This is a genomic window from Ktedonobacterales bacterium (genome assembly GCA_036557285.1).
Classification (GTDB): Bacteria; Chloroflexota; Ktedonobacteria; order Ktedonobacterales; family DATBGS01; genus DATBHW01.
In genome coordinates this window covers 1-17,643 of sequence record DATBHW010000005.1, presented here as the reverse complement: position 1 = coordinate 17,643, position 17,643 = coordinate 1, and the positions used below count along the sequence as shown (strand labels likewise).

Sequence of the window (17,643 nt, the reverse complement as noted above, 5' to 3'; positions counted from 1 at the left end):
GTATTTAATGTTCTTTGTTGACGAGACCGATGATCGGGATTACCAGGCCGCCATGCGCCTGCACCCGCGCCGCATTTCCGATGAGCAGATGCGGCGGTTTGAGGATTATGTGGCTGAGATTTTTACGGCCTTTGGGATGGAGACCAATACCCCGGCCACGGAGAAGACTCCACAGCGCTTTATTCGCGCGCTCTACGATATTACGGAGGGCTATGAGGGCGATCCCAAGCTGCTGACGGTCTTTGAGACGGAGTGTCGAGGCGGGCCGGATTGTCGGCTGAGCCAAGTGATCGAAGGGCCGATTCAGTTCTTCAGCCTGTGCGAGCATCACGCGCTCCCATTTTTTGGCCGGGCTTATCTCGGCTATATTGCCCACGAGCATATTATTGGCATCTCCAAACTGACCCGGCTGGTTCGGCTGTTCGCCAAGCGTTTCACCGTGCAGGAGCGCGTGGGGCAACAGATCGCCGAAGCATTAGAAACGATGCTTCAGCCACATGGCGTGGCGGTCTATCTGGAGGCCCAGCATCTCTGTACTGAGATGCGCGGCGTGCGCGAGCGAGCGCCCCTGACGCGCACGACCTTCTGGCGCGGCCATTACGAGAGCGACCCAGCCTTGCGGGCTGAGTTCTTTACGGCCTGTGGAGTCCGCCCATGAACCCACTTGAACCATTAGAAACGCTCTACGCCATTGAGCGCGGTCCCGCGTTGCCGCTGCCAGCAGAACTGGCAGCGGTGTATGGTCGGCTGGAGTTCCCACCGCATCCTGGGCGGCCCTATATCATCGGCAACTTTGTCAGCACGCTGGACGGTGTGGTTGCGCTGAACTCGCCGGGCAGCAGAACCGGGGGAGGCGAGATCAGCGGCTTCAACGAACATGATCGCCTGGTGATGGGCTTACTCCGCGCCATCGCTGATGCGGTTATTATTGGCGCGGGTACGCTCCGCTCGGTTCCTAACCACCGCTGGACCGCTGGGCATATCTATCCGCCGCTTCTCCAGGCGTATCAGCAGACACGCGCGCGTCTTGGCATAGCAGAGCCACCGCTGAGTGTGATCGTTACGGCCCAGGGGGCTGTGAATCTTTCCTTGCCAGTGTTTCAATCTGGCGAGACGCCTGTTTTGATTGTGACGACCCGCTCCGGGGCAGAACGCTTGGGAGAGCAATTGCTGCCATCCTGGGTGAAGGTCAGCATTGCAGCAGGCGAGGGTTCTGTCGGTGCAAAGGCCGTGTTGGAGGCAATCAACCGACAGCGTTCTTGTGACCTCATTTTGACCGAAGGCGGTCCCAAGCTGATGAGCGTTTTTTTTGCTGAGCGCCTCTTGGATGAACTCTTTCTGACGTTGGCTCCACAGGTGGCGGGACGCGATGGCTCAACCGAACGCCCCGGCTTTGTTGATGGCAAACGCTTTGCGCCGGAGCAGCCTGTCTGGGGAACCCTGGTCGATCTCAGGCGTGGCAGCAGCCATCTTTTCCTACGCTATGCCTTCGGAGAGACTCGTGGGACGACTTGATAAGCAAGCGCCAGCGGTAGCTTAGAATCCTGGCGTCATGGGATCTCAGAGCTTACCGTCCCCGATACGTTGAGATTCGGCCTGTTGGATACTGTTGGGGCTGGCGCTGTGAGTGGGAGGGTCCGCACGCTGCGGGCGCGGGTACGCCACCAGAAGATAATCAGCCCCAGCAGCGCAAATCCCGCAAACCAGACCATTGACAGGCCAAAGTATTCCCAGGGAACTGGATTGGGCCATCCGCCCGCCACATCGAGTTGCATTGCGCCGAAGGAGGGGAACTCCTTCAGTATGGGCTGATTGCCCACCGGATTACCGACAGGGTTTTGTATGAAGGTATCAAACAGGCTGACCATAATGACCAGAAAAAATCCGGCCAGTTCATTTGTCACAAGCACGCCCAGCAGCAGCCCAAGGCCGCCATAGATCAGCGCGGAGCACCAGAAGCCCAGCCAGATCAGCGGCAACGAGGCCGGATACCCATGCTGCCAGAAGGCGAAAAGGACCAGGCTGGCGTAAAGGGAGATAAGCGCCGTGACCAGCAGCAGGGCGAGCAGCTTACCCAGGATCAGCACGACTTGCGGATAGCCGCTCAGGACGAGCCGACGATCAAACTGCATGCCTTTGCCAACTGCGGCAAAGAACATAAAGCCGACGATAAGTGTAATGGCATTGAGTCCTGCGGTCAGCAGCGAAAGATTGCCGCCATCAACATGCAGCATCGCTCCGGTTGCCCAGTACTTGAAATCCAGCGTTGTGCCCCGTGTGAGCAGCAGGACCAGGTAGTACCAGAGGGGGACGAAGATCAGTAACAGACCCAGAGCAAATCGGTTGCGGCCTTGTTCAAAGAGCGCGTAGCGCGTAGCAGTCAGCAAGCGCCGAGAGAACGAACTTGTCATACTCTAGTTCCTTTCTAGGGAGGGACGTCTATCAAGAGGCGGCCCGTGTTATCTGGCCCTGCTGCAAGTGATAGAGTTCATCAAAGCGTTTTTGCTCAAAGAAGAGGTGGGAGATCACCAGCACAGCGCAGCCCTGCTCGCGCAACTCAGTCGTCAGTTCCCAGAAGCGGAGGTACGTCTCCCAATCGAAGCCTTGATAGGGTTCATCCAGCAGGAGCACAGTGGGCTGGTGCATCAGCGCCAGTGTCAGGTTCAGCTTCTGCTTCGTGCCGCCGCTCAGCGTGCGCACGATTGCTGCCCGGTATCGCGCGTAGCCCAGGCGTTCGATTAATTCGTCGGCAGGGCGCAGACTATCGATGCCATAGGCAGCGCGAAAGTAATCGAGGTGCTGGCTGATGGTCAGCGCCTCGTTCAAGATCACCTGCTGCGGGCAGTAGCCCAGCGCGCCGCGCCGCATGACTTGCCCCTGGTTGGGGCGTAGCTCGCCCGCCAGAATCTTGAGCAGCGTTGATTTGCCCGCGCCGTTTTCGCCAACGATGCCCACTAACGTGCCAGGTGAGACTGAGAAACTCACCCCCTGCAAGACTTTGTGCCGCCCAAATGACTTATGAATCTCCTGAACGCGCAAGACCTGTTCTGACATTTAGTTCTCACTCCTTCTTTATTATTAACCCTGTTAGCAGCAAACTAACGGCTTTTTCGGCAAGAACCTCACAGCTCACTACGTCGGGGTCGGTTGCTTCCAGCACCCCCAGCCCTTCAAAGATGGCTGCAAGGGTAATGGCGGCCTCATGTGGGTCCACTGGCCGGAACTCGCCTCGCTCAATCCCTAGTTGAATCAACGCCGCCAGCCCTTCGCGGTAGCTCTGGAAATACTCCTTGACCGATTGGCGCACATCCTCTCGGCGCGCGGCCAGCGCATAGAACTCAAAAGAGATGGGCAAGAGCGCCATCATCTGCTCCGCCTCGGCGGCCAGGAAACGCGTAATCATGAGCAGCAGATCGGTGATCGACCCCTCGTACCCCTGGACCAACTGCAAGTCTTGCAACCCCCGATGATAGAAATGGTCCAGAATGGCGGCGATTATGTCGTCCTTGCTCTTGAAGTAGAGATAGAGTGTGGCCTTGCTCAGTCCGGCCTCTTTGGCAATATCCTCCATCCGCGCTTCGTGGAAGCCCAGCCGGGCAAAGATTGCCGTTGCTGCATTGAGAATCTGTGCTTTGCGCTCTTCGCTGACATCAGGGCGAGGAGACATTGTATCCCTCCAGCCTGCTCTTGTATAACCTTTGCTCTGTGTCGAAGCATTTGTTCATTTTCACTATAAATAACTGTCTAGTCAGTTATTTATAGGATACCGAAAAAAGCAGAGGATGTCAAGAGGTTCGTAATGCGAAATATTGTTGGTTGCGCGAGATTTTCCAGGCTTCTTGCTTTTCTGCCCCTGATATACTTCCCGAACATCTTGACAAATCGCAAGAAGCTGGTTATACTATCACTGTTGAGACATCAGGCGTGCCCCAACAGCAAAAGCATACAATCGGCTTCTAACCGACAGGTTGTGGGTTCGAGTCCCACCGGGCGCTCCATTATGCGCCCGTAGCTCAATGGCAGAGCGGTAAATACTGCTTTTGGAACTTGCACGCCTGATTTCTTCCAATGAACACGCGAGCTTCTGGCACGCTCTTGATAGTGACAAACCTCAGCCCTGTACCCTGACAGCGGAAGCGTACAAACTGGTAACGCTGCAAAGCGTCGAGGTTCGACTCCTCACTTCTCTTGTACAGAGGGATGGCCGAAAGGCACAAACAACCGCTTCTGGCACTTGTACAGGGCTGAACTTTGTCCGCCCGATGAACCCTCGCGGTCAGGATTCTCGATTTACTGAAAGATCGCGCAAGGTAAAGGAATAGCTTTCTTTTTGCCCATCCAGCAGAAAGCGGAGCGCAGCCTCGCTGCCGATGGCAACTATGATGAGGATGAGGTTGCGCGCCAGGGGATATTCGCAGGCGTTGCCTTCAAGGACATCAGCGGGTACGCGATAGGTTTCGTTCCACTTGACTTCGCCATAATCAGCGTTCATTCCCAGGTGCAGGCAAGCCAGATTTTGTGAGCGGCAATGCTCCGTGACTAGCCGCCGGGATGCGGAGTTATCAAAGCTGTCTATGACCAGGCTGGCTTCGCGCAGAAGCCTGGCAATATTACGCTCCGACAACGGCTTTGCCACCGCCTCAAACTCGATGCCGGTGGCGCGAAAGCAGCGCGCCCGCATCACCTCGGCCTTGAAAGCGCCAATATCCCCTTCATCGTACATCTGTGTGCCGATGTTATGCTCTTCCACACGATCCTGGTCAATGATCCTCAGACGCCGCGCGCCCTGGCGCGCCAGGGTATCGATCAGATGTGAACCAAGCGCCCCGGCGCCACAAACGGTAATCTGCGCCTGCGCCAGTCGATCAAGCGCCTCCTGGCCCCGGTAAAGCGATTCGTGTAGGAACTTATCCGCCATACTCAGGTCTCCTCTGCTATCTCCTCTACCGCGACGATCAGGCCGCCTGCAAAACATTCCGTAATGGTCAAGACTTGCCCCTCGTCCTCGTCATTGGCGAACAGCGTTGTCTGTGCCTGCGTGCCACAGGCAATTACGCAGAGCATCGGCTTGCCAAAAGCCCCGCACCAGGCGCGCATCGTTCGCACGTCGCGCTCGCTGGGAGACGCGCCCGCCGTGAACGGATGCGTATGATAGAAACCGATCACGTCGCCATAGCGTTCTTCGCGCCGCAGCGCCCAGCGCCAGTCGGCCTCAACCGACATGGGCGCGCCCTGGGCCGGGTGGCACCTGCGCGTCAGCCAGACGCGCCCGCGCCGACTCCCCGTCAGAATAGCTGCTTCTTCCAGAAACACATCCATAAGCGTGTGTTTAACCCTCGCCTTCGGGGGCTGGATGAACGCGCCAGTACGCTTCTTCGTCTATGCCGTCATCGCCAACCCTGACGATGCCTCTACGCGCAGCCGCCTCGCGTACCACGCCAACCAGGCTGGTCAGATCGAATCGCTGATCCTGCCCGGAGAGACAAATGCCAGCCGTGAGTACCGTCAGGTCGTTTTTACGTACTGTGCTGACGTGGCGTGAGCCATCAACCTCGTAGGTGATTGTATAGGCTTCGTCGCGCTCGGTAAACGCCTCCAATTGCCCACCAGCGTGCATCAGGGCATCGGCCAGGCGCTGCTCTACGGCGCTTTTTCGAACCTCTTCGAGCAGACCCCACGCCCAGGTATAGGCCGCTCGCTCTTCCGCCGACAGCCCTGATTTGTGCAAGTCGCCCGGCGCGACTCTATCGTTCAGCGCCTGGCGTAGATAGGCGGCCAGGGCGGGATTGCGGCGTGGATCACGCCGCTCGTACCAGAAGAAGCGGCCATCGAAGCGCACGAGCAGGGTCTCGAACGGTTGGATACTTTCCTCTGCCAGCAGGGCAGGCATCGGGCGATCAATGCGAAAGCGTGTATCGCCTTTCTGTGCTGCCAGGCCATGCCAGCGACGGCCTTCGCGCAGCACAGCGATCAGGCGTGTTGCCGGGAAGAGCTTAAGAAAGGCTGAAACCTCTGCCAGACGAGCAGGACGGACGATGCGCGCCTGACTCGTGGAGAGCGGTCGCATGATGGCCCAGCCCTCGAAACGCTGGTTGTCCACATGCAATCGGCAAACGATACCCGTGATGCGCACCGTCACCGCCTGCCCAGGCAGCACCGGGGCGAGCACCTCCGAGGCCAGGAAATCTTGCTCTGCGGCCTCCAGCTTATTCAGCAGGTCTTTGATGCCCATACAAGACTAGCCCACCTTTCGTTTGGGCAGCGGGTAGGCCATGATTTCCATCAACAGGTCCAGCATGGATGGTCGGGTCAGCAGCGGGATCAGGTTGGTGAGCGCGTAGTAGTCGCCCTTGAACTCAAAGGCGCTGGGCGAGATGCCCATCTGGGCGCACACACGCTCCAGGTGATTGCTTGCCTGGCCCACCTTTACAAAGATGACATCCGGGCGTGTGGCAAGCTCCTCTGCATAGGCGGTGTAAGCGTCCTTGAACAGCGGCGCGTGGTTCTCGCCTTCATCTGTCACCATGATGATCTGCTCGACGCGCTGCTTTTGCTTGCGCATCCACTCTAGCGCCACGCCGCAAGAGGTTGAGCCGCCTGCGTGAATGCCCGCCAGCGCTTTTTCCCAATCGGCCAGCGATTGCCCTTTCACTTCGATAGGATAGGGCATGCTGTCGAAGGCATAGGCAAAGAAGTCGCTTTCGCAGATGGCCGAGATCATCGCGCCAAGCTGGCGGCCCACGTCAAGGGCGATTTGCATGCTGCCAGACTTGTCGAGCAATAAAACTGTGGGCCGCTTGATGCGCCCTTTGGCCTTCACCTGCGTCTCGGTAATCTCGTCCAGCTTTTCAGCAAGCTCGCCGGAGACGCCTGCCGCCTCAATCGCCACCTTGGCCTTATAGGCTGAGACGCGCTTATCCTTCCTGGCTGCATCCAGCTTGCTTTCGACGAGTTTCTTGACATCCTCGTTCTCAAATGCGCCATGCTTCTTGAGCGACGCCATGTTATTGATGACTTCTTGCGGCGTCATTACATCGATCAGGGCAGCCAGGACCATAGGTGTCATCTCACGAATGAGCGAAGCCGCAACCCGGTAGGGAATGCGGTGTTCGGCGATGGCGCGCGCCTGATCCGCTGGATTTGTCGCCCTGGCGATCTGCTTGACGGCGTACTGCATGCTCTCTTCCGGCGGCTGATTGGCAAAGAGAATCGCCTGGCTGCGCTCCGACGGCTGAATGTGCAGCCCGGCATAGAGCCGCTTCATCGCTGCGCGCCCATGCAGCAGCGCGCTATCGAGGCGGCGCCAGTCGCGCTCGCGCTCGCGTAGATAGCGCTGAATCTCGGTGCGCATGGAGCGCGGCACGTTGACAAAAAGGCCCACTTTCTCTTTCTGTGGCGCTTTCTTCTCCGGCTTCTCCTGGCTGGCCTGCTGCGCCTTTGCTCTGGCGGCTTTTTTGCCGGGCTTGCGCTGCTCTTTGGGCGGCTGGAGCGTTACCTCCTGCCCCTTGATGAAGTCCACCACGCGGGCCACTTCATAGGGCGGCAGGTCGCGCAGCAAGGCCAGCCCGACATCGCGGTGTCCCTCAAACTGCGAGAGGCCCAGGTTGATGACGAACATCTCCTTGTGATCGCGCACATCACCATGATCAGCGTACCAGGCAGCCACCTGCACATAGAAGCGTGGGTCTTGCTCGATCATCTCCTTGTGGATCGGGTAAATTGCCCTCAGATTCCGATGCGGTGTCGTCAGGAGTGTGTTGAGTAATGTCAGACGGGTGTCATTCTCGCTCATCGTGATTTTCCTACACTTCCTGCGCCAGCCCGCTAGCCAAAAACAGCCTCCGGGCGAACAGTCATGTTGCCGTTCTCATGGCGCTCGACTACATAGGCCGCAAATTTGGCTACCGATACCTCGAAATGCTGCGCTAGCGCCCGCTTTACCTCCTCATCGCTGGCGTTGGGGCTGATGCCAAGCTCGCGCGCTTCAATATGCCAACTCTGACCCTGAAAGCGGATATGGACCATCGAGTTGAGATGTTCAATACGCTCGGCCATGTCGGATTCCTCCTGAAAAAGACAACGAGCGTGAAAGCCTTTGCCCTCACGCTCGATACAGCGAAACCTAACATAACATCAGGTTTCTACAAGACACGATGGGCTGGTCAGGTGATATAGATTCAGCGAGGCTTTTCTACGAAAGCAGCATTTGCTCGACCTCGCGCAGTTTGTGCAGGAAAAGGCGATCCTCCAGGGGTTCCAGCACAACGCGGGAACGCTCCAACTGGCTAAGATCGCCGGTGTGTTTAGCCAGGATGATACGCATGCGCGCGGCATGGACGATCAGTTGATGAGCCTCGGCTTCGTCTATAGCTTGCGCCAGGGCTGCGTTCTCGTTGGCGCGCAGCGCGCTGGCTATAGCGGAGGCTCGCAGTGTCAGGTCGTCTGCGAAGTAGTCCCCCTGCTTCAGCACCTCATCTGGCGGATTTTGTTCATGCTCGGTGAAAAGCATTATCAACGCGCCGGCAAGGTCGTCGCCACGGCTGCTCACTTGAAACTGACTGAAATCTCCATCACGATAAAAGGCTACGAAGGGTAACACAGGGACATCACGCCAATCTGGCTGTATCTGACGCAAGATTTCCTCGATAGTCTTAATCTCTGCCTGATCCTCACGAGCGAGCGCCATGACGAGCAAAGCTAAATAGCTTCCCAGGAGTACCCTCTGGTCCCCCTCGATGTCGTGAGTATGCCTCCATATCTCATCTAATGCCTGGCGAAATCTAGGAGCCTCAGACCAGCGCGCGGTGAAATACAGCGACCAGATTGGCCCATTCAGCGCATGCGCAAACGCTTCTAAGGGTTCCCCTGGATGCAGGCTTTCCAGGGTCTTTATCATCATCTGAATGCCTGCATCATAGTCTCCACTGAGGAGGGCAATCGCATTAAACGACGAGATGGCATCAGCGCGTTCGCTAAAAGAGAGGTTCGCCAGTTGTAAACGGCGCTCAATAGTATTCCGCGCCTCAGTGTTCTCACCAGAACGGAACTGGAGTACGGAATAGCCATCCAGAATCTCGCTCAAAGCATTCCAATCCTGGCGTTGCTCAAAATGGTCGGCTGCCTCAACTGCGACTTGCTTAAGCGCCTGTACCTGTTTGCTCTGGCGCATCTCCTCAACCCCCAGTTCCCTGAAATCATCCTGCATAAACAGTGGGGCTGTGCGTACTCGCCAGAGTTCCTCCTCGTCCCCAGCCAGCTCAGCCAGTTGTATTCCCTCTTGCCAGAGTGCTTCGGCCTCCTCTTTCGAGAGTGAGTCTGCAACATGCCAGCGCATCTTCGTAATCAACAATTTGCGAATCAGGCGCGCTCCCGCCAGGGGCTGGCGGTCCGGCAAGGCGCGCCAGAGATCAAGCGCGCGCTGATACGCCTCGTGGATTTTTATTTTCCACGGGATAGCCAGGCTATCGCCCAACTGCTCATAAAGCGTTATCTTTTCCGCATCCCCGGCCAGTTGAAGGGCATGCTCGAAATACGCCAGCGCCTCGCCAAAGGCGCCCGCACGACTCGCCAGTTCACCGGCCCGTACTTGAAATTTAATGGCGCGCTCGGTTTCGACCTCAAGCTTCTGTGGAACTGCCGAGAGACGCGACAATTCCACAGCTTTATGGTAGTGATAGGCCAGGAGTTCCACACATTCGTCGAGGTGATCGTTCGCTTCTTCCAGCAGAGAGGCAGCGATGGCTTTGTGCAGGCGAATGCGTTCGGCACGAGAGAGCGTGCCGTAGGTCACATCAAGCATCAGCCCATGATGGAAAGTGAACACCCCGCCAGCGGCGGTGGCAACCATATCGCGGGCCAGCAAGCCGTTGAGCGCGGCTTCGATCTCATCGGCGCTCAAGGTGGGCAAAACGCTCTTGACCAGTGTTGGCGTGAAAGAGCGGCCAGCCACCGAGGCGACCTGCAAGACTTCGCGCTCGGCTTTCGAGAGCAGGTCCAGGCGGGCCAGCACTGCTGCGTGTACGGTATCAGGCAGAGCGTCGGTGGTCGCTGCTGTGCCGACCAGACCACGTTCGGCGAGGCCACGGACTAATTCCTGGGCGAAGAAGGGGTTGCCTCCGCAGCTTTCGGCAATTTTCGCGCTCACTGCTTCGGGCAGATCGGGGGCCAGGCGCTTGACCAGTTCGCGGCTGCGTTTGGCCGAAAGAGGCTGGAGGGCGAGCGAGGTAAAGTTCTGGCGGCCCCCACCCCAGTTGGGTCGCCGGTCCAGCAGTTCAGGACGACTGAGGACAATCAGGAGGAGCGAGACTTGAGTGCGCAGCGAGGAGATGTGTTCGACCAGATCAAGCAGGCTATCGCTTGCCCAATGTAGGTTTTCGATGATAATGATGCGTGGCGCCTGCCGGGCAAGTGCTTCAATGAGCAGCCGCCACGCGCTAAAGATCAGTTCGCGGTCGGCGCTTGCGCCGCTTTCACCTTCACGGCCCAGGGTCGCCAGCACATGCCCGGCCAGCCGAGCGGAGTCGTCAGCCCGGTAGCCGCCCTGGGTAAAGCTGTCAACTGCGCGTTCTCTGCTCACTTCTGCGCCCAACAGTTCTTGCAAGAGACTTTGCAGCGGCAGATAAGCCATCGTCTCGCCATACGGCTGGCAGCGTGCGGCGGCAACCTGGAAGCCCTCCTCTGGATCGAGTCGGCTCAAAAATTCTTCCAGCAGGCGCGTCTTGCCTGTCCCGGCGGGGGCGATAATCGAGGCAAACTGTGGGCGCTCGTCCTCCAGCGCGTGTTCGCGGAGAATCTCCAACTGCAAGAGGTCTTGCTTGCGCCCAACCAGTGGTGGTCGCTCCACCAGGCGCACTGTGCGCTTTTCCTTGAGTGGAAAAACGCGCAGAGGAAGCTGCTTGCCTTTCACCTGGATCTCGCGCGGCTCCTCGAACACAAAAGCCATGCGCGCGGCCTGCGCGGTGCGCTCGCTGGCGATGATTTCGCCAGGATTGGCGTTCTGCTGCAAGCGCGCGGCTGCATTGACCGCATCGCCAGTGACCAGAAAGTCGCTGCGCGAGGCATCAGTTGTCGCCATGACCTCGCCCGTATTGACGCCCATGCGCAACTGGAAGGACTCGCCCAGCAACGCATCCTGTCTGATGACTTCGCGCAAGGCTAGAGCCGCTGCCAGGGCGCGCTCGGCATCGTCTTCATGCGCCGCTGGAAGACCAAAAACCGCCATCACCGCATCGCCGATGAATTTCTCCAGCGTGCCGCTATGGCGGCTGATGATCTCCCGCGCGTGCTCATAGTAGCGGCCCATCAAGGCGCGAAAATCTTCGGGGTCTAGGGATTCTCCCAGGCTGGTTGAGCCAGTGACATCTGCGAATAGAATAGTCACCAGTTTACGTTCTTCGGGCATCTGTTGCTCGCTCTTCTTTGCTATGCTGATGTTCCCAGCGACCTTCCCCTGGTCTCTCCCAAGGCATTATAGCAAGAAACCTGGCAAAACAACAGAGGCTTCGGGCGGCAAGAGCGGGATGGTCAAGCGCGCCTGCCTTTGCCGAACATCTAGCTGGCGAGTGGCAGGGTGAACCAGAAGGTGGACCCCTGTCCAGGGGCGCTCTCGACGCCCACTTGCCCTTGATGACGTTCAACGATAGTCTGGCAAATATGTAATCCTAATCCCAATCCGGCGCCGCTGCCGCTCTGGACCTCGATCCCCTTGACCCGATGGAATCGCTCCCAGATGTGTTCCTGTTCCTCAGCAGGCAGCCCTGGTCCCTCGTCGCGTACCCAGACGCGCGCATGCTGGCCGTCCATTGCCAGGCCGACATGGATAGGGCGATCCACTGGCGAATATTTCAGCGCGTTGGTTAGATAGTTGGTTACGACCTGCCCGATGCGGTCCGTATCAGCCGTGACCAGGATATGCTGATCAGCGGAGAGTTGAAGGGAGAGCCTGCGGTCCGAGGCGGCTTGACGCTGTTCCTCTACTGCTTCGCGGATGATGGCCGCGAGATCGGCAGGTTCGGGGTGGAGTTCCAGTTTCCCTGCTCGGACGCGCGACACGTCGAGCAGATCGTTTACCAGCCGATCCAGGCGGTCGGTCTGGTGTTCGGCGCGCGCCACCTGTTCCAGAAATGGGGCCAAGTCGGCGCCTTCAGCTTTCTCGCATTGGACGAGGCGATGGATGCGGCGCTCTGCCAGTTGCAGTGCAAGCTTGACACTGGTCAGCGGGGTTTTGAGTTCGTGTCCGGCCATGCCCAGGAACGCATCCATATGTGCATTGGTCTCCCTCAGGGCGAGTTCGCTTGCTCGCGCCTCCGCTCGTTCACGCAGCAGCCGCTCGCGCTCCACCACCAATGCGCCGAGTCGGGCAACTGCTCTGATGAGCGCCTGCCTGTTCGGACAGGTATAATTATCCTCCTGCGCTCCATCATCCAGTCGCAGCACGCCTACCAGAGTCTCACCCACCCGCATTGGTACTATGATTGATTTGTGTTCCGGCGTGACATACTGACAGATGGGCAGTGGTGGTTGTGCCCTTTCGAGCAGAACCGACTTGTCCGTACACGGCGCAGCAAGAGCGCCAAGTTGAAGGCCATCACCGACGTAGGGCTGCGGGTTCCAACTGGCCCACCACTGCTGCTCGTCTTCTGGCGAGAGGCCCACGACGGTGAGCGGTGTCAGCGTCTCGGTTCCTGGCTCGACTGCGGCCATGCTGACGTACTGGCACCCCAGGACGCTGCGTGTCAACTCTGCCAAACGCCGCGCTACGGGCGGATCACGTGGCGCGGTATCCTCAGGCGCAGCAGGCGTCTGATTGGGCGCCTGCACCAGAGCTTCGGCCATCGCCAGCAGCGCGTTCAGTGTATGATGGGTGTGCTGCTCCAACCGTCGATGTTCGGTCACGTCACGAATCACTTCGACGGCACCGAGGATATGTCCTGTTTCATCACGAATGGGTGCGCCACCGACGTTGACGCCAATCTCGCGTCCGGCGCGCGTGTGGAGGATGAGATCGACGCTTTGCTGTCTGGTTAAGACCTCACCCTGGAGATAGCGGCTGATGGGCCGTTCTGCATCGGTAAGGGGCTGCCCCTGGGCATTGCACACCGAATACTCCGCGATCTCTTCGATCTGGGACATTGTGAAACCCCTGAGATCCTGCTCAATTCCAAGCAGCGTTCTAATGGCCTGATTCATGTGCAGCACTCGGCCCTGGCAATCAGTGACGATCAACCCATCAGCAATGCTCTCGAAGATGGCTTCGAGTTGGGCGGCACGCTCAGCCACCTCTCGCTCCAATTGGCGTCGCTCGGTAACATCGCGCACAATGGCGACGGCGCCAGTTAGGGCACCCCCGGCATCGTGGAGTGGCGCTCCGGTGATACTAATCGACAGTTTGCGCCCATCGAGCGTATGATGGTGTTCGTCAGCGGCATGGCTGCTGGTGAGAACTTCGCCCCGTAGGATACGATTCAGGGCCAGGTGCTCTATAGGGAAGGACTGGCCGTGCTCATCAAGCGGGGCATAGCGAGAGGCTCGCGCATTAAAAGGCAGGGAGACAACGTCAGGCTGAGCATCGAACCCAAAGATCTGGCGGGCGGCTGTATTGTGGCGCAAGATGCGACCTTCCGCGTCGTAGACAAACACACCGTCGGTCATGGCTGCGAAGATCACTTCGAGTTCGCTGGCATGGTTCGCCGCCCTGCGCTCGGACGCGCGCAGTGCTTCCTCCAGCCGCTTGCGCTCGGTAATGTCCTGGTGTATAGCTGCCCCGCCAATAATTCTCCCCTGCTCCTCGCGGATCGGAACTCCAGAATCGAGGATCACTTTGCGCTGTCCCTCAGGGAACTCCACTTCCACTTCTTGGTTGATGGTAGTCTCGCCTTTGATGAATGCGCGCGTGATCGCCCACTCTTCGGGGGCAAGAGGCTTGCCGGTGTCAGGCCATCGGCCACGCCACTTCTGAACCTGCGCCATCTCGCCAGGGCGCGGCGCGTTTCCCCCCCAGAGAGTCTTATTTGCCAGGTTGGTTTCCACCATGCGCCCCTGAGTGTCCATCATCCCCACAGCCGCAGGCAGGACTTCCAAGAGCGAGCGCAGGCGTAGGCGCTCTCGTTCAGCTCTGGCGTGTGCCTCTCTGAGCGAGCGGGTCATCTCTTCTGCCTGCTGGCGTGTCCATCCACTCTGGTTGGCGACTAGGCTGATACTGACGCCAACGAGCAAGAACATGGTCACGCTGAGCCTATCGGAGACATCATTGAGAAACCAGGGGAAATAGGAGGGCAACACGACAAACTCCAATAGCGCCGCCCCTACGAGGGTCGCAAAGAAACCTGGCCCTTTGCCCCAGATGTGCGCGCACAGGATGATCCCCAGGATCATCAGCGTCCCTTGTATGGCAAAGATAGGCAGGTGGTAAACTGACAGGAGTGTCAGACTGGCGGCAGCCAACTCAAGCAACACAGCCGCCAGATAGCCCAGCAGCGGATGATGCCATCGTTTTGGCATCCACTGAGGGGCAAAGGTATTCGCCAGGAGCCAGAGCCGGAGAGCCAGCCAGGCTCGTAGCCCCTGGTTGCTCAGTCTGATCAGGCGATAGGGCGCTGGCGGAGACGCCTTAGCGAGAGGGCGCTGGCACGCGTTGCTGGATGGGCGCTCACGGTGGGTATTCAAGGATACCTCCATTCAAGGCATTGTTTGAGCGCTGGCTATTGTGGTGTGAAATCAATCGGAAAGCGTTTCAGTACTGAAGCGCTAAGAGAGGTTGGTTGAATACCAGGGGACCGACCCTAAATAGATGACTCTTGATTGACACAAGATTATACAGCAGTGAGAGCAGAGATAGCAAGATGGGCAGAAGGCTGTAGGGAAGAGACGAGGCTCTTTTTCAGTCGCTCTCAGAATCTCCAGCCGTGGTAATAACTGTCGCCAGAAAGAAGCGCGCTTCTTTCTGGCAACTTCTCACGTGTTGCGTTCGTTGCGCACAAAGAGGAATGTATCCACGATCAGGAAGACGACAAACATTGCCACGATGGCTATCAGATTCACGAGAGGCGTCTGCAACACCACCGCAGGATATTCGGATGCGCCAGCATAATAGAGGCCGCGACCTACTGATCTCTATGTAAGACCCCAAACATGCAAACCAAGAGGTATGAATACCCAAAAAACACAGCTGGATTGGCTCGAAGGCCGACGGCGGGAGCCTGGGAGCTGCAACAGCAGGGCTGGAAGCAATGGGGCACCGTCGCGGCACTCGGCGTGACTCCTGAGGACGTTGGTCAATGGCTCCGGCGCGCGGCCTTGAAGGAACTGCGATGCTACCTCGCCAAAGCCCCGACACCCAAATTGGCGACAGCGCAGTTGAGTCAACTGCCCAGCCTGTTGATGCCTGGGGCAGAAGCCTACAGCGGTACGCAAAAGAGTTGAGCGATGTGGTATGCTGGAGGCATGAGAGCGTATTCTGACGATTTGCGCCAACGGATCGTGCGTGCGGTGGATCAAGGCCATCGCCAGGCTGAGATTGCCGCCGCCTTCCAGGTGTCCGTTGCGACCATCAAGCGGTATCTGAAACAACGCCGCGAAACCGGGCAGGTGACCGCCAAACCCATTCCTGGCCGCCCACCCAAGCAACACGCCGCCTTGGAGGCCGAATTGCCTGGACAACTCGCAGCCCATCGGGATGTCACCTTGGCTGAGCACTGCCGCCTATACGACGCCACCCATGGCCAGCGGGTCAGCTGGGATACCATGCGTCGCGCCATTGACCGGCTGGGCTGGACCTGGAAAAAAATCGGTGGTGGCCGCCGAACGAAGCGAATCTGACCGCGCGGCCTGGCGTGAGCTGAAGGGCCACCTGCCGATCAACGACCTGCTCTTTATCGATGAATGTGGCAGCACGATTGCATTGACGGCGCTCTATGCGCGAGCGCCGCGTGGGCAACGGGCCTATGGGGTGGTGCCACGCAACTGGGGGAAGAACACCATGCTGATCGCTGGACTGACGCTCGAAGGGGTCCAGGCCCTCTTCATTCTGGAAGGGGCCGTTGATACCCTGGCCTTTGAGACCTATGTTGAACAGGTGCTGGCCCCGAGCCTGAGGCCAGGGCAGGTGGTGGTCCTAGACAACTTGAGTGTCCATAAAGGGGAGCGAGTGCGCCAAATGATCGAGGCCAGAGGCTGCCAAGTGCTGTTCTTGCCTGCCTATTCACCAGATCTGACGCCGATCGAGGAAGCGTTCTCCAAGCTGAAAACCTGGCTGCGGCGACTGGCAGCGCGCACCCGCGAGGCGCTGGAGGAGGCGATCGCCCAAGCGCTGGAGCAGATCACGGTGCAGGATGCGCATGGCTGGTTTTGGCACTGTGGCTATCTGTCGCAGAAGCCAGGCAAGGAGAGAGCTGATGCAGTGCCTGCGTGATGGCTCAATCCTTCAGCGTCCCGCTGTAGAGGCTGTACGCGAAGCCTCCCAGCCTGGGCTGGCGTAAACAGCAACCTTGCGAAAAAGGGGGAGAGCAACATTCATAGGGAAGGGACTAGCCAAGCCTGAAGAGATGAGGTAGGGTAGGACGCATCACCAACGCACGGAGGTGTTTCATGGCTGCTGCCTTCTACCCCTCGGAGCTGAGCAACCAAGAATGGTCCATCCTGGCGCCGATGCTGCCTCCAGCCAAGCCAGGCGGGCGCCCTCGCACGGTCAACTTGCGGGTCATCTTGAATGGGATCTTCTACCTGCTGCGGAGCGGCTGCCAGTGGCGGATGCTGCCGCGCGACTACGGCCCGTGGTCCACCGTCTATGCCTATTTTCGCAAGTGGCGCCTGGATGGCACTTGGGAGCGCATCCACACGACGCTGCGCGAACGGGTACGGGGCAGGCTGGATGGCAGCCCACACCCAGCGCGGCCAGCATCGACAGCCAGTCGGTCAAGACCACTGAGCGTGGCGGGCCACACGGCTACGATGGGGCGAAGAAGCTCTCCGGGCGCAAGCGCCACCTGCTGGTCGATACGCTGGGCCTGCTCTTGAAAGTGGTGGTCCATCCGGCCAATCTGCAGGACCGAGAAGGCGCTAAGCTGGTCCTGGCCTCCCTGCGAGCGGTCTATCCACGGCTGGAGAAGCTGTGGGCGGACCAGGGGTATTCGGGGAAGTTGGCAGACTGGATCAAGGAAACCTTGGGCTGGACGCTGGAGGTCCTCAAGCACCCGCCGCCAATCCGCGGCGTCTGGGTGGCACCAGGCCAGGTAATCGATTGGGCGGCGCTACGGCCCCCGAAGAAAGTGCGCCATAAGAAGAGGCGCTGGGTGATAGAACGGACAATCGCTTGGATCGGGCGCAACCGGCGGATGAGTAAGGATTATGAGTTTAGGCTGGAAAGCAGTGAGGCGATGATCTACCTGGCAATGATTCGAATGATGCTCAAACGCTTGGCACACGAGCAGGTGCAGCCTGCCTTCCATTATCGCCGTGTTGCCTGAACTCAGGCTGGAAGGCTTTGGCGTCCCGCTCTAAGTGTTCTTACTGATCTCTGCATGAATCGCTAAACTCCTTTTGAGCTCCTCGAATCGCGGCATGTTCTCGGGAGCAGATAATGCTTCGCCTTCAAGGGATATCCTCCCCGTGGTTATCTGTATCACCTCCTTGACACAAGTCGCTGTT

The 17,643-nt window shown here is 58.6% G+C and carries 15 protein-coding genes; 5 read left to right on the top strand and 10 right to left on the bottom strand.

Features of this window, described 5'->3' with window-relative positions:
* Positions 1-7 precede the first annotated feature (7 nt).
* Positions 8-658 (top strand): GTP cyclohydrolase I FolE, encoded by a 651-nt coding sequence (gene folE, locus VH599_01740; GenBank protein HEY7347012.1) that lies wholly within the window; start codon positions 8-10, stop codon positions 656-658.
* Positions 655-1,515 carry a dihydrofolate reductase family protein gene (locus tag VH599_01735; GenBank protein ID HEY7347011.1) on the top strand — a complete coding sequence of 287 codons (861 nt, stop codon included), beginning with the start codon at positions 655-657 and terminating at the stop codon, positions 1,513-1,515. The genes folE and VH599_01735 overlap by 4 nt, the downstream gene beginning before the upstream one ends.
* Positions 1,516-1,550: 35 nt before the next feature.
* On the opposite strand, the gene VH599_01730 is transcribed toward VH599_01735, so the two are convergent.
* The 10 genes from VH599_01730 to VH599_01685 all read right to left on the bottom strand — a co-directional run bounded on the left by VH599_01730 (position 1,551) and on the right by VH599_01685 (position 14,664).
* Positions 1,551-2,411, bottom strand: coding sequence for a hypothetical protein (locus VH599_01730; protein ID HEY7347010.1), 861 nt, complete (start codon positions 2,409-2,411; stop codon positions 1,551-1,553).
* A 31-nt stretch (positions 2,412-2,442) separates the two neighbouring features.
* The gene (locus tag VH599_01725) at positions 2,443-3,054 is read right to left on the bottom strand and encodes an ABC transporter ATP-binding protein (protein ID HEY7347009.1); all 612 of its coding nucleotides are present in this window, start codon (positions 3,052-3,054) and stop codon (positions 2,443-2,445) included.
* A gap of 7 nt (positions 3,055-3,061) precedes the next feature.
* Entirely contained in the window at positions 3,062-3,667 is a 606-nt protein-coding gene (locus VH599_01720) for a TetR/AcrR family transcriptional regulator (GenBank protein HEY7347008.1), read from the bottom strand.
* Positions 3,668-4,276: 609 nt separating this feature from the next.
* Positions 4,277-4,918 carry a ThiF family adenylyltransferase gene (locus VH599_01715; GenBank protein ID HEY7347007.1) on the bottom strand — a complete coding sequence of 214 codons (642 nt, stop codon included), beginning with the start codon at positions 4,916-4,918 and terminating at the stop codon, positions 4,277-4,279.
* A gap of 2 nt (positions 4,919-4,920) precedes the next feature.
* Positions 4,921-5,319 (bottom strand): Mov34/MPN/PAD-1 family protein, encoded by a 399-nt coding sequence (locus tag VH599_01710; protein ID HEY7347006.1) that lies wholly within the window; start codon positions 5,317-5,319, stop codon positions 4,921-4,923.
* 10 nt (positions 5,320-5,329) lie between these two features.
* On the bottom strand, positions 5,330-6,232 hold the full coding sequence (locus VH599_01705; GenBank protein ID HEY7347005.1) for a hypothetical protein: 903 nt from the start codon (positions 6,230-6,232) through the stop codon (positions 5,330-5,332).
* 6 nt (positions 6,233-6,238) lie between these two features.
* A complete protein-coding gene (locus VH599_01700; GenBank protein HEY7347004.1) occupies positions 6,239-7,792 on the bottom strand; it encodes a hypothetical protein in 1,554 nt (517 codons plus the stop codon).
* A 32-nt stretch (positions 7,793-7,824) separates the two neighbouring features.
* Positions 7,825-8,055, bottom strand: a complete 231-nt coding sequence (locus tag VH599_01695) for a hypothetical protein (protein ID HEY7347003.1) — start codon at positions 8,053-8,055, stop codon at positions 7,825-7,827.
* A 136-nt stretch (positions 8,056-8,191) separates the two neighbouring features.
* Positions 8,192-11,401 carry an adenylate/guanylate cyclase domain-containing protein gene (locus VH599_01690; GenBank protein ID HEY7347002.1) on the bottom strand — a complete coding sequence of 1,070 codons (3,210 nt, stop codon included), beginning with the start codon at positions 11,399-11,401 and terminating at the stop codon, positions 8,192-8,194.
* Between the two features lie 149 nt (positions 11,402-11,550).
* Complete coding sequence (locus VH599_01685; GenBank protein HEY7347001.1) at positions 11,551-14,664, bottom strand: PAS domain S-box protein; 3,114 nt, start codon at positions 14,662-14,664, stop codon at positions 11,551-11,553.
* Positions 14,665-15,423: 759 nt separating this feature from the next.
* Between VH599_01685 and VH599_01680 the strand changes: the two genes are divergently transcribed.
* The 3 genes from VH599_01680 (at position 15,424) to VH599_01670 (ending at position 17,462) form a co-directional block, all read left to right on the top strand.
* Positions 15,424-15,816, top strand: coding sequence for a helix-turn-helix domain-containing protein (locus VH599_01680; GenBank protein HEY7347000.1), 393 nt, complete (start codon positions 15,424-15,426; stop codon positions 15,814-15,816).
* Positions 15,791-16,408 (top strand): IS630 family transposase, encoded by a 618-nt coding sequence (locus tag VH599_01675; GenBank protein ID HEY7346999.1) that lies wholly within the window; start codon positions 15,791-15,793, stop codon positions 16,406-16,408. Before VH599_01680 ends, VH599_01675 begins: the two co-directional genes overlap by 26 nt.
* A 176-nt stretch (positions 16,409-16,584) precedes the next feature.
* Positions 16,585-17,462 (top strand): IS5 family transposase gene (locus VH599_01670; protein ID HEY7346998.1). Its coding sequence is split into 2 segments (ribosomal slippage): positions 16,585-16,858 and positions 16,858-17,462, totalling 879 coding nucleotides; the frame shifts between segments, so codons are not numbered across the junction.
* Positions 17,463-17,643: the final 181 nt, after the last annotated feature.